This is a genomic window from Xenorhabdus sp. PB61.4 (genome assembly GCF_963894935.1).
Taxonomy (GTDB): domain Bacteria; phylum Pseudomonadota; class Gammaproteobacteria; order Enterobacterales; family Enterobacteriaceae; genus Xenorhabdus; species Xenorhabdus stockiae.
In genome coordinates this window covers 19,960-32,645 of record NZ_CAWQJR010000172.1, presented here as the reverse complement: position 1 = coordinate 32,645, position 12,686 = coordinate 19,960, and the positions used below count along the sequence as shown (strand labels likewise).

General features: G+C 48.2%; 14 protein-coding genes. 13 read left to right on the top strand and 1 reads right to left on the bottom strand.

What is annotated here, in order from left to right; all coding sequences use genetic code 11:
- Positions 1-647 precede the first annotated feature (647 nt).
- A complete protein-coding gene (gene fliE / locus AACX68_RS13190) occupies positions 648-959 on the bottom strand; it encodes a flagellar hook-basal body complex protein FliE (protein WP_228859457.1) in 312 nt (103 codons plus the stop codon).
- A gap of 405 nt (positions 960-1,364) precedes the next feature.
- Between fliE and fliF the strand changes: the two genes are divergently transcribed.
- From fliF to fliR, 13 genes are all read left to right on the top strand, one after another.
- Positions 1,365-3,056, top strand: a complete 1,692-nt coding sequence (gene fliF / locus AACX68_RS13185) for a flagellar basal-body MS-ring/collar protein FliF (protein WP_228859456.1) — start codon at positions 1,365-1,367, stop codon at positions 3,054-3,056.
- Complete coding sequence (gene fliG, locus AACX68_RS13180) at positions 3,053-4,045, top strand: flagellar motor switch protein FliG (protein ID WP_228859455.1); 993 nt, start codon at positions 3,053-3,055, stop codon at positions 4,043-4,045. Before fliF ends, fliG begins: the two co-directional genes overlap by 4 nt.
- Positions 4,038-4,742: a flagellar assembly protein FliH gene (fliH, locus tag AACX68_RS13175; RefSeq protein ID WP_228859454.1), complete on the top strand. Its 705-nt coding sequence runs from the start codon at positions 4,038-4,040 to the stop codon at positions 4,740-4,742. Before fliG ends, fliH begins: the two co-directional genes overlap by 8 nt.
- Positions 4,742-6,106 carry a flagellar protein export ATPase FliI gene (fliI, locus tag AACX68_RS13170; RefSeq protein WP_304957239.1) on the top strand — a complete coding sequence of 455 codons (1,365 nt, stop codon included), beginning with the start codon at positions 4,742-4,744 and terminating at the stop codon, positions 6,104-6,106. Before fliH ends, fliI begins: the two co-directional genes overlap by 1 nt.
- A gap of 134 nt (positions 6,107-6,240) precedes the next feature.
- Positions 6,241-6,687, top strand: a complete 447-nt coding sequence (gene fliJ, locus AACX68_RS13165; RefSeq protein ID WP_086956259.1) for a flagellar export protein FliJ — start codon at positions 6,241-6,243, stop codon at positions 6,685-6,687.
- Positions 6,684-8,018, top strand: a complete 1,335-nt coding sequence (locus AACX68_RS13160; protein WP_228859453.1) for a flagellar hook-length control protein FliK — start codon at positions 6,684-6,686, stop codon at positions 8,016-8,018. The genes fliJ and AACX68_RS13160 overlap by 4 nt, the downstream gene beginning before the upstream one ends.
- Before the next feature lie 217 nt (positions 8,019-8,235).
- Positions 8,236-8,712, top strand: a complete 477-nt coding sequence (gene fliL, locus AACX68_RS13155; protein WP_099120495.1) for a flagellar basal body-associated protein FliL — start codon at positions 8,236-8,238, stop codon at positions 8,710-8,712.
- A 5-nt stretch (positions 8,713-8,717) separates the two neighbouring features.
- Entirely contained in the window at positions 8,718-9,728 is a 1,011-nt protein-coding gene (gene fliM, locus AACX68_RS13150; RefSeq protein ID WP_099109728.1) for a flagellar motor switch protein FliM, read from the top strand.
- Positions 9,721-10,128, top strand: a complete 408-nt coding sequence (fliN, locus tag AACX68_RS13145) for a flagellar motor switch protein FliN (RefSeq protein WP_099120493.1) — start codon at positions 9,721-9,723, stop codon at positions 10,126-10,128. Before fliM ends, fliN begins: the two co-directional genes overlap by 8 nt.
- A gap of 2 nt (positions 10,129-10,130) precedes the next feature.
- Positions 10,131-10,595, top strand: a complete 465-nt coding sequence (fliO, locus tag AACX68_RS13140) for a flagellar biosynthetic protein FliO (RefSeq protein ID WP_228859452.1) — start codon at positions 10,131-10,133, stop codon at positions 10,593-10,595.
- Positions 10,596-10,680: 85 nt separating this feature from the next.
- Positions 10,681-11,397: a flagellar type III secretion system pore protein FliP gene (fliP, locus tag AACX68_RS13135; RefSeq protein WP_228859460.1), complete on the top strand. Its 717-nt coding sequence runs from the start codon at positions 10,681-10,683 to the stop codon at positions 11,395-11,397.
- 41 nt (positions 11,398-11,438) lie between these two features.
- A complete protein-coding gene (fliQ, locus tag AACX68_RS13130) occupies positions 11,439-11,708 on the top strand; it encodes a flagellar biosynthesis protein FliQ (protein ID WP_099109725.1) in 270 nt (89 codons plus the stop codon).
- Between the two features lie 2 nt (positions 11,709-11,710).
- The gene (gene fliR / locus AACX68_RS13125; protein ID WP_228859451.1) at positions 11,711-12,493 is read left to right on the top strand and encodes a flagellar biosynthetic protein FliR; all 783 of its coding nucleotides are present in this window, start codon (positions 11,711-11,713) and stop codon (positions 12,491-12,493) included.
- The last annotated feature ends 193 nt before the right edge of the window (positions 12,494-12,686 follow it).

Genomic DNA, 12,686 nt, shown 5'->3' with positions numbered 1-12,686 from the left:
ATTCATGACAAGGTAGATAACTCCTTCCCTAGGGTAGTAGAACACCATATTACCTACTTTTTTAACTTAGATTCGTCTAATAATCGTAATTTCGCTTAAGTACAGAAAAATGCAATAAAATGAAAATTTATCTAACTTTCATTAGATACCATAAAGTTTAAAAATAGCATTTACATGTTACGGTTAAATACCAATCAAAGTGCACTTTCACACTAAATTTTCACCTTTAAAAACTCACAAGTTAGAGCATTTATTTTCACCGGTAAGAAAAAGAAAATAACTCAGCGCCTACTTTTATAACAATATCATTGTTAATGATTCCAATTCATATTGATAGCACTTACTACGATCTTAAAAAAGGGTTTTACGAGATATTTTGCGATCCATTTTTGCCAAAATGACAATATTCTCTATGGAAAATTTCATGTTTTGCTTAAAATCGATTCATTCTGTTGGAATATTCAGCATTAGTTCGAAAGGAAATTAGGCGTGAAACCAAAGAGCGTTATTGAGTGTATACACCATGGATTTCAAGATGCGTCGCGGCGGCAAGGGAGTTCATCCCCGGGAGCATAGGCAACTATGCGACTGGGGTGAACGAACGCAACCAATAAAGAAGCAACTTGAAAGACAAAGTGTATCTATCGTTAAACCTGCATATTCATTACTTCGTGGTACGCACTGACCAGCTTGTTTCTGACCTGAATACCCATTTGCAGTGAAATAGTGGCTTTCTGCATATTGACCATCACGTCATTAAGTTCCACGCCCGGTGTGCCCAGTGTGAAATCCTGTGCCTGTTTAGTTGCTTCTACGCGGGACAGATTTATTTTTTCTACCGCGGCGGTGAGCTGGCTGGCAAAGCCCCCTTTTACCTGCATAGGCTTGGCAATACTTGCTGCCTGTAATGCCTGCGCCTGCATCTGTTGCAGTACACCTTCAATTGCCTGAATTGACATAAAAACCTCGTGTTAAATCACCCTATTGATTACGTGATTAAATGCCATATTAGCCGTGGGCTGGTTGGCAGTTTTTTCAGGCTGCCACCGTAACATAGCCCTTTCAAACTAAAGCGGGTAATTAACGTAAAAATTCGAAGCTTATTGTGCCATTAAAAGATGTGTGAACAGCGAATAATGACGGGATTAATTATATCTATTGTATTTAAGTTGCATCACGGCGGCAAATTAAGCAATTCCCGGTGACACAGATAACGATGTCACTGAGGCGGATGCAGTCAGCAAAGAGGCAATTTGTAATAAAATGAAAGGTATAGAGATAGTTTTTTCGCTTGCGTATGGGGAGTCTGTTTTGTTACGCCACGCTTTTAGTATTCATGTTGACCAGCAAGGCAAGGATCGTCTATGAGTGCAGCAACAACCGACGCTGAGAATCCACAGAAGGGTTTCAGCGCTATCATCAACAGGATAAAAGCTGATCCAAAAGTTCCATTATTAGTTGCTGGCTCTGCTGCCATCGCTATTATCGTCGCCCTCTTTCTCTGGTTGCGCAGCCCTGATTATCGGGTGCTTTACAGCAATCTGAGTGATAAGGATGGCGGCGAGATCGTTACACAATTAACTCAAATGAATGTCCCTTACCGGTTTGCCGAAAACGGTGCCGCCATCATGATACCTACTGATAAGGTGCATGAAATCAGGCTGAAACTGGCACAACAGGGCTTACCGAAAGGTGGCGCTGCGGGTTTTGAGTTGTTGGATAAAGAAAAGTTCGGCATCAGCCAGTTCAGTGAACAGGTTAATTACCAGCGTGCACTGGAAGGTGAGTTGGCGCGCACTATCGAGTCTCTCGGCCCGGTGCAAAGTGCCCGCGTTCATCTGGCATTGCCAAAGCCTTCCCTGTTTGTCCGTGAGCAAAAGTCTCCTTCTGCTTCCGTAACAGTAGGATTGTTGCAGGGCCGTGCTCTGGATGAAGGGCAAATCAATGCCATTGTCCATATGGTTTCAAGCAGTGTGGCCGGATTGCCACCAAGCAATGTCACTATTGTGGATCAGGCCGGACGCCTGCTGACTCAATCCGATGCCAATGGGCGGGATTTGAATACCACCCAGTTGAAGTACATACAGGAAGTTGAAAACCGCTTCCAGCATCGCATTGAAACCATTCTGGCTCCTGTTGTCGGTCGTGGCAATGTTCATGCTCAGGTCACTGCGCAAGTCGATTTTTCCCGCCGTGAAGAAACTGCGGAAGAGTATAAGCCTAACCAGCCACCGAATCAGGCCGCTGTCCGTTCTAAACAGACCAGTGCCAGCGAACAAAGTGGCGGGCCATTGGTAGGTGGTGTGCCGGGAGCGCTGTCGAACCAGCCAAGTGCCGCACCAAGTGCGCCAATTGAGAAACCAAAAGGTAATGGTGACGACAAATCTGCTCAGGGGCGCAATGGCAATAACAGCTATGAGCGCATGATCAGTAATAACCGCAATAATCGTCATGATGAAACCATCAACTATGAAGTAGATCGCACTATCCGCCATACCCAGTTACAGGCTGGCGGCGTGGAGCGTCTCTCTGTTGCGGTTGTGGTCAACTATGCCACTGTTCAGGGCGAGAATGGCCCGGAAACTCAGGCGCTGACACCAGAACAGTTATCCCAGATTGAGTCACTGACTCGTGAGGCAATGGGCTTTTCTGCCGACCGTGGCGACAGCCTGAACGTTGTCAACACACCGTTCAATAATACCGCCGAAGTGATAGAAACGCTGCCGTTCTGGCAACACCCTGTCCTGCTGGAGAAATTACTGGAGCTGGGCCGTTGGTTACTGTTAGCACTGGTTGCATGGATGCTGTGGCGCAAGATGGTCGTGCCGCAAATTGCCAGAAAACGTGCTGCGGAAAAAGCCGCACTGGAAGCGCAGAAGAAACAGAATAAGCCTGCAACTGAATCCAATGCTGAAATGGATGAAAAAGTGCGCCGTCAGTTGGCTCGCCAGCGTGTCAATGCTGAGATTCAAAGCCAGCGTATCCGTGAACTTGCGGAAAAAGATCCTCGCGTAGTTGCGCTGGTGATCCGCCAATGGATGAGTAACGAACAATGAGTCTGACCGGAACAGAAAAAAGCGCCATCATGTTAATGACTCTGGGAGAAGATCAGGCGGCTGAGGTGTTTAAGCACCTGAACTCCCGGGAAGTACAACAGTTAAGTATTGCAATGGCGGGGATGAAACAAGTCTCCAACCAGCAACTGGCTGAAGTTATGGCCCAGTTTGAGGAAGATGCTGAGCAGTACGCTGCTCTGAGCATCAATGCCAACGACTATCTGCGCAGTGTGCTGGTGAAAGCACTGGGCGAAGAGCGGGCTTCCAGCCTGCTCGAGGATATCCTTGAATCACGCGATACCACAACCGGTATCGAAACACTCAACTTCATGGAGCCGCAGGCAGCGGCTGACATGATCCGCGATGAACATCCGCAGATCATTGCCACGATTCTGGTTCACCTGAACCGTGGTCAGGCGGCAGATATTCTCGCCATGTTTGATGATCGTCTGCGTAATGACGTCATGCTGCGTATTGCCACCTTTGGTGGTGTTCAGCCAGCCGCTCTGGCCGAGCTGACCGAAGTTCTGAACAACCTGCTGGATGGCCAGAACCTGAAACGCAGCAAAATGGGTGGTGTTCGTACTGCGGCTGAAATTATCAACCTGATGAAGAGCCAGCAGGAAGAGAGCGTTATCGATGCTGTCCGTACCTATGACGGCGAACTGGCACAGAAAATCATCGATGAAATGTTCCTGTTCGAAAACCTCATTGGCGTGGACGACCGCAGTATCCAGCGTCTGTTGCAGGAAGTTACTACCGATTCGCTGTTGGTTGCACTGAAAGGCTGCGATCAGGCACTGCGCGATCACTTCCTCAACAATATGTCGCAGCGTGCTGCTGAAATTATGCGTGATGACCTGGCAACCCGCGGTCCGGTTCGTATGTCTCAGGTAGAAGCTGAACAGAAAGCCATTCTACTTGTGGTTCGCCGTCTGGCCGAAAACGGGGAAATGATCCTGAATGGTGGTGATGATACCTATGTCTGATAATTCGAATAATGGAAACTGGCAGCGATGGCTGCCGGGTGAATTGACTCCGTGGGAAACATTACAAGCGAAACTGGAATCATCGGATGATATACAGGAGATTACCGAACAGGAGCGTTTACAGGAGCAGGCCAGAATACTCGACGAGCTGAAAGAACAGGCGCGTCAGGCGGGTCACGAGCAAGGTGTTGCGGAAGGTCATGCCCGTGGATATGAGCAGGGTGTCGAAGAAGGCCGGAAAGCAGGATTTGAACAGGGACTCAGGGAAGCCGGGGAACAACAGCAGGTTGTTATTGAACAGTGGAAAGATCTGTTGAGTGATTTCAGTCATTCACTGGATGGTCTGGATACGGTTGTTGCATCACGCCTGATGCAGCTTTCCCTGACGGCAGCGCACCATATTCTCGGCCAGCCGGCTGTGTGTGACGGCACTGCCCTGCTGAACCAAATCCGTGAGTTTATTCAGCAGGAACCCATGTTCAGTGGCAAGCCTCAATTGCGTGTTCATCCGCAAAATATCCCACTGGTTGAACAACAACTGGGCGAGATACTGGCTCTGCATGGCTGGCGTCTGGTTGCAGATAATAAATTGCATCCGGGAGGCTGTAAGGTCAGCGCTGATGAAGGTGATCTGGATGCCAGTCTGGCAACGCGCTGGCATGAAATGTGCCGTCTGGCGGTATCAGGAGAACTGTGATGACTGCGAGACTTGGGCGCTGGCTGGCGACATTAGATGGTATGGAAAAACGTCTGGAAAAAACGCCGAAAGTACGTCGTTACGGACGTCTGACCCGCGCCACGGGTCTGGTACTTGAAGCTACAGGTTTACATCTGCCACTGGGAGCAACCTGCCTTATTGAACGGCAAAATGGCAACACCCTTGAAGAAGTCGAAAGTGAAGTTGTCGGCTTCAATGGTGAAAAATTGCTGTTAATGCCTTTGGAGGAACTTGAAGGCATTGTGCCGGGTGCCCGTGTCTATGCACGTGCTTATGGTGAAGAAGCGGGTAGCGGACGGCGTTTACCTCTGGGGCCGGAATTACTTGGCAGGGTGCTGGATGGTGCAGGTCGCCCTCTCGATGGTTTACCTGCCCCGGATACCGGATATCGCGCCCCTTTGACCACACCTCCCATCAACCCCCTGCAACGTACTCCCATCAGTGATGTACTGGATGTGGGTGTACGTGCCATCAATGCGCTGCTAACCGTCGGGCGCGGGCAGCGAATGGGGTTATTTGCCGGTTCTGGTGTCGGTAAAAGTGTGCTCCTTGGCATGATGGCCCGTTATACGCAGGCAGACGTTATTGTGGTCGGCCTGATTGGTGAACGTGGCCGGGAAGTTAAAGATTTCATCGAAAATATTTTAGGTGAAGAAGGACGCGCGCGTTCCGTGGTTGTTGCGGCACCTGCTGACGTTTCGCCTCTACTGCGAATGCAGGGAGCTTCCTATGCAACCCGTATAGCAGAAGATTTTCGTGATCGCGGGAAGCATGTGTTGCTGATTATGGATTCTCTTACCCGTTACAGCATGGCGCAGCGTGAGATTGCACTGGCAATTGGTGAGCCACCGGCAACTAAGGGTTATCCCCCTTCTGTGTTCGCTAAATTACCGGCGTTGGTAGAACGGGCGGGTAATGGTGTCAGTGATGGCGGTTCAATCACCGCATTTTATACCGTCCTGACCGAAGGTGATGACCAGCAGGACCCGATTGCTGATTCAGCGCGGGCTATTCTGGACGGTCATATTGTCCTGTCCCGTGCCCTGGCTGAATCCGGGCATTATCCGGCTATCGATATTGAAGCATCAATCAGCCGTGCCATGACATCGCTGATTGATAATACCCATTATCGACAGGTGCAACATTTTAAACAGCTGCTTTCCAGCTACCAGCGCAACCGGGATCTGATTAATGTCGGTGCTTACGCTGCCGGTAGTGATCCTTTGCTGGATAGGGCAATTGAGTTGTATCCGCATATGGCTCAGTTCCTGCATCAAAACATTGAGGAACGCAGTGAATACGATGCAGCATGTGCCCAACTGCAACAGTTATTACCAAGTTAAGACCGCAACTTAACTATACCCGATGGATTTCGGGTTGCATCTTGGCGGCAAGGGAATGACAAATTCATCAAAAACGAATTTGTCCAGCCAGAAGCAGCCTGAAAGACGAAAGGTATAAAACGCTGAGGATAGACATGCAACAACACTCCCCTCTTGTGACTTTGCGCGAACTTGCTCAGGACGCAGCGGAAAAAGCCGCGACTCAACTGGCACAGATACGACAAAGCCATCAGCAAATGGAGCAACAACTCACGGCGTTAATGAGTTATCAGGATGAATATCGTACACGTTTGAACGACACACTAAGCAGCGGCATGTCCAGCTCGACCTGGCAAAATTACCAGCAGTTTATGAAAACACTGGAAATGGCCATCGAGCAACACAGATTACAGCTCAACCAATGGAAAAAACGGCTTGAGCAGGCTATGTCGCAGTGGCAGGAAAAACAGCAGCGTCTGAACGCGTTTGATACGCTGCAACAACGGGCAGAACATAGTTTGAAGTTACACCAGAATCGCATGGAGCAAAAACAAATGGATGAGTACGCACAACGTGGTGCACAACGGAGAATGAAACAATGAATCTCACTCTTTTGCCTACTGATTTAACACTTGAAAAAAGTGTGGGAAAAAATCAGCAAGCACTGAACTCCTCTCCGGGCAGTAACGCCCCTAAAGAGCAGGTGACTGAATTCGGCCAGATTCTCAGTGCAGAACAAAAAAACTCTGTTCAGACCGCTAAAAATCGCACAGATGGCAGTAATAGCGAATCTGGAGAGAAATATTCCACTGATAATCGGGATGAAGAAAAATTATCTTCTTCACTGGCTGTTGCTGGTCAGGTCGCCATACTGGATAAATCTTCTGCTTCAGGCTTTTCAGCATCCGGCAATGACGCAGAATTCACCTTATCTGAAGAGGATGATCCTCTGTCTGCTGAAATGTTAATTAACGCAATGCCCATTCAGCTGGCGGGATTAATCAACCATCGTCCGGCCGGTGAGGGTTCAGAAAGCTCAGATGATTTACTGAGTACTGAAAACAGTCTTGAGGATACATTATCCGACAGGAAACTAGCCGGTAAAAAGACTAAAGCCGATATAGCGCTGGTGGCGACAGATCCGGCTGAAGAAAATGATTTGGATAGCGATATCCGTTCTTTTACTACACAGCAGACAGCCTCAGCCACAAATCGTGCGGCTCTGGCACCAGCTACCGGAAAAGTAAAAGCCACCGCTAACGGCACTGAACAAAATTCAGAGTCATCTGTTAGCGGAAAAGGGGATATCGGAAAGGCGTTTCTATCAACACAAGGAGCAACAGCACTGGCTTCAGCTTCTGTAGAAACTTCTTCTTCCAATACACTACACAATTTGTTCAGTGCTCCCCTACTCACTACAGGCCATCAGGCTAACGGGCAGATCCAGCTGAATAATGCTCCCGCACCTTTCCTGAGCGCTCACCTCGGTAGTGAAGAGTGGCAGCAGCAACTCAATCAGCAGGTACTGTTTTTTAACCGGAACGGGCTGCAACAGGCAGAATTACGCTTACATCCACAGGAGCTGGGCGCCCTGCATATCCGCATGAATGTTGAAGATAATCAGGCACAGCTGCATTTTGTTTCGGCACATCAACATGTTCGTGCCGCTTTGGAAGCCGCTCTGCCTAACCTTCGCCTCTCACTGGCAGAAAACGGCATTCAGTTGGCTGAAAGCAGTGTGGGTAGTGATACATCAGGAAACTGGCAACAGGAACAGGCCGCTGATCCTCAACAGCATGCCAATACCGGTAGCCATACTGAAAACCATAGAGCACTGGCAGCAACACAGGCACCGGCAACTCATGAATCCACAATCCGGCTAACCCCTCAGCAACTGGCTTCAAGCCGGGGAGGCGTTGATATTTTCGCCTGATTATCTGCCTGATTTCATCATTTGCTGTCAGAACACTGCAAAAAAATGAAACAGAGCCGATAACAAACGAGTGAGTTAATGGTTTTTTCCGCGCTTTTTCCTGCCATTGCCGGAACAAAGACGCGGGATAATTGATGTTGAATTTGTTGGATAAGGAACTCCGCCACGGAATGCGCGGTGCCTTACTCCACTACAGAAAACAGGAATTTGTCTGTCCATGTCTGATTATAGCTACGAGCGTAAGCGCACAAAAACAATTTGGATGATACTGCTAATACTGATTGCCGTATTTAGTACCGCCATCGGAGGATATAGCTGGTGGACAATGAAGCAATCCGGCAATAACAGTACAGAAAAAGCCAAAATCATAAGTACTCCGGTATTCATGACACTGGAACCTTTTACCGTCAATCTGATAGACAACGAAGATCATTTTGATCGCGTTTTGTATGTCGGCGTGACGCTGCGTCTGTCTGATGAAATAACTCGTCAGCGCTTCCATGATTACCTTCCTGAAGTTCGTAGCCGTATGCTGCTGTTACTATCCCGCCAGAGATCAACTGATCTGGCAAAAGATGACGGCAAAGTACGTTTAGTGGAAGACATTAAACAGACACTGAGCCCAACACTGATCCCCGGTGAACCTGATCAAGAGATCACCGATGTGTTGTTTACTACGTTTATTCTGCGATAATCACGATGAGTGACAATATTCTTTCACAGGCAGAGATCGATGCTCTGCTCAATGGTGACAGTGCTGCTGCGGATGACGTAGAACAAACTACGTCGTCAGTGGAAAGTGAGGTTCGTCCTTACGATCCCCACACACAGCGCCGTGTTGTACGCGAGCGTTTGCAGTCACTGGAAATCATCAATGAACGCTTTGCCCGCCAATTCAGGATGGGGCTGTTTAATATGCTGCGCCGCAGTCCGGATATTACGGTCGGTGCCATTAAGATCCAGCCTTATCATGACTTTGCCCGCAATCTGGCCGTGCCGACCAACCTCAATCTGGTTCACCTGAAACCGTTGAGAGGAACCGCATTGTTCGCTTTTGACCCCAGTCTGGTTTATATCGCCGTTGATAACCTGTTTGGTGGTGACGGACGCTTCCCGACTAAAGTGGAAGGCCGTGAATTCACCTATACCGAACAACGGATCATCAATCGGATGCTGAAACTGGCACTGGATGCCTATCGTGACGCATGGGATTCCATCTTTAAGATTGACGTGGAATATGTGCGCTCTGAGATGCAGGTGAAATTCACCAATATTACGACGTCTCCTAACGATATCGTGGTCACCACGCCATTTACGGTGGAGATTGGTGACCTGTACGGGGAATTCAACATCTGTATTCCATTCGCCATGATTGAACCTCTGCGTGAACTACTGACGAATCCTCCGGTGGAAAATGTACGGCAGGAAGACGGTCAGTGGCGTGACATTCTGGTGAAACAGGTTCAGAACTCCGAACTGGAACTGGTGGCAAATTTTGCTGATATTCCCCTGCGGTTGTCAAAAATTCTCCAGTTAAAACGCGGCGATGTTTTGCCGATTGAAAAGCCTGAACGTCTGATCGTTCACGTTGATGGTGTGCCGGTGCTCACCAGCCAATATGGAACACTCAACGGGCAGTATGCCCTGCGTGTTGAACACCTGATTAACCCTGTTTTAAATGCTCTGGATGAGGAAAAGCCCAATGAGTGATGCTAAACAACCCGCAGATACCAGCTTGACTGAAGAATCGTGGGCAGAGGCGCTGGAACAACAGGCTGCACAGCTTGCCTCTGACAGCGGCTCGTCAATTTTTGAAAGCCTTGAACCGCAGGATGCGCTTTCCCAGCTTTCTGATATTGACCTGATTATGGATATTCCCGTCAAGCTCTCTGTTGAGCTGGGACGCACCAAAATGACTATCAAACAACTGCTGAAACTTTCTCAGGGTTCTGTTGTTTCGCTTGATGGTCTGGCTGGTGAGCCGCTGGATATCCTGATCAACGGCTATTTGATTGCACAAGGAGAAGTGGTCGTCGTATCCGATAAATACGGTATCCGTATTACGGATATCATCACCCCTTCTGAGCGCATGCGTCGCCTGAGTCGTTAACCATGATGGCGAACCAGCCTTCTCTTCATACTTCTTTCCAAAGTGGTGCGGCATCAGATGCCGCACCGATTGGTACAGCAGTAACACACGCCCCTCCCCTTTCTGCCGGTCAGACACTGATGCAGGTCAGTAGTGCTCTGGGCGGGATCCTGTTACTGATATTTTTCATAACTTGGTTGATCCGTCGTCTGGGGTTTGCTCCTGCCAAAAATAAAAATCACCGGTTACTCAATGTAAAAGCCAGTTGTTCACTTGGGGCAAAAGAACGGGTTGTCGTGGTTGAAATCGAGGATAGCTGGCTGGTACTGGGGGTGACACCTCAACAGATCACTATGTTACATCAGTTACCTGTACCACCTGATGACACGGAAAAGGAAACCGTGCTCAAAACGCTTCCTTTCGGCCAGTTATTAAAAAATAAGCTTCAGCGAAAAACCAGGAACGACAGGGACGGCGATGAAAAATAGAGTTTTCCTTATGATAGGCAATCAAATAAAAAGCCGGAAATTCGCCGCACATATTTTTTCTCCGGCGCGTCTGGCAGCTGTGTTTATGGCGCTGTTACTGCCACTGTTTCCCATGAATGCAGCAGCAGAATTACCGGGCATCATCAGTCAGCCGCTGGCAAATGGAGGTCAAAGCTGGTCATTGCCGGTTCAGACCCTGATTTTCATTACTGCACTGGGATTTATTCCCGCTGCACTGCTGATGATGACCAGTTTTACCCGCATCATCATTGTACTGGGCTTACTGCGTAATGCACTGGGAACACCTTCTGCCCCACCGAATCAGGTAATGCTGGGCTTAGCGTTATTTATGACTTTTTTCATTATGGCACCGGTATTCGATAAGGTTTATCAGGATGCCTATCTGCCTTTCAGTGAAGACAAAATCACGCTGGAAACGGCACTGGAGAAAGGTTCCCATCCTGTGCGCCAGTTTATGCTGCGTCAGACCCGGGAAAACGATTTGGCTCTGTTTTCCCGTTTGGCGAATCAGGAAGCATTTGAAACTGCCGATTCTGTCCCGATGCGGATTCTGGTTCCGGCTTTCATTACCAGCGAACTGAAAACAGCGTTTCAGATTGGTTTTACGCTTTTCATTCCTTTCCTGATCATCGATCTGGTTGTTGCCAGTGTTCTGATGGCTCTGGGGATGATGATGGTTCCTCCCGCCACAATATCGCTGCCATTCAAACTGATGCTATTTGTTCTGGTGGATGGCTGGCAGTTATTGCTTGGTTCGTTGGCGCAAAGTTTTTACGTCTAACGGAACTTTTCTTAAAAAGATCGAAAACGGTTTGAAAAATTATGACTCCAGAATCGGTAATGGCACTTGGTGTTGAAGCAATGAAAGTCGCATTGGCGCTGGCTGCGCCATTGCTTTTATCGGCTTTGATATGTGGTTTAGTGATCAGTCTGTTGCAGGCAGCGACACAAATAAACGAAATGACGTTGTCGTTTATTCCTAAAATTCTGGCCGTTGTGGTCACAATTATCGTTGCCGGCCCGTGGATGCTCAATCTGTTGCTGGATTACATGCGCACACTTTTCAGCAGTATTCCTACGATTATTGGTTAATCATGATCCCGTTTGACAGTGAAACACTTTCCCGCCTCGTCAGTGATTTTTTCTGGCCACTGGCGCGCCTTCTGGCATTGTTCAGCATCGCCCCGATTTTCAGCGAAAAGCAGATGCCGATAAAAGTCCGCATCGGGCTGGCATTAGTGATCACCGCCTTACTGGTTCCCGGTATTCCGTCTCCCCAAATTCCGATCTTTTCCGTTGCCGGAATTTGGGTTCTTATCCAGCAAATGCTGATTGGCGTTGCTCTGGGATTAACTATCCAGATTGCCTTTGCTGTGGTGCGTCATGCCGGTGAAGTTCTGGGTCTACAGATGGGGCTATCCTTCGCTACATTTTTTGACCCGACCGGTGGCCCGAATATGCCAATCTTGGCGCGTATTCTGAATATGCTGATGATGCTGCTGTTTCTGGCTTTTGACGGGCATTTATGGATATTATCCATTCTGGCGGATACCTTCTATTCCATCCCTATTCAGACTACCCAGTTAAATTCAAAAAGTTTTCTGTTACTGGCGCAGAGTGCCAGCCTGATATTTATCAATGGCATGATGTTGGCAATGCCACTCATTACTTTATTGTTAGTTCTGAATTTCTCGTTAGGTATGCTGAACCGCATGACACCTCAACTTTCCGTGTTCGTCGTTGGCTTTCCCCTGACGCTGACAGTCGGCATTTTCACCCTCTCCCTGCTGTTCCCGATGCTGGTGCCATTTACAGAACGGTTATTCAGTGAAATGTTCGACCGTCTGGCAGTGATTATTAATTATATGGTGCTGTAAAGAGCACCATTTTTATGCTGCCAAAGAAAAATATTACTTATTCAATTCTATCGTCTTTATTTATAGATTTTGTTAGTTTAGTAATAGTTAAGACGATAGTTTTAGCCGGACTTGCTTTAGTCTCAACCCTCATCTGCTATTCTCTGAACCGAAAATAACCTCTGGGACTCGCTTTGCCCGAGCCTCACACCTC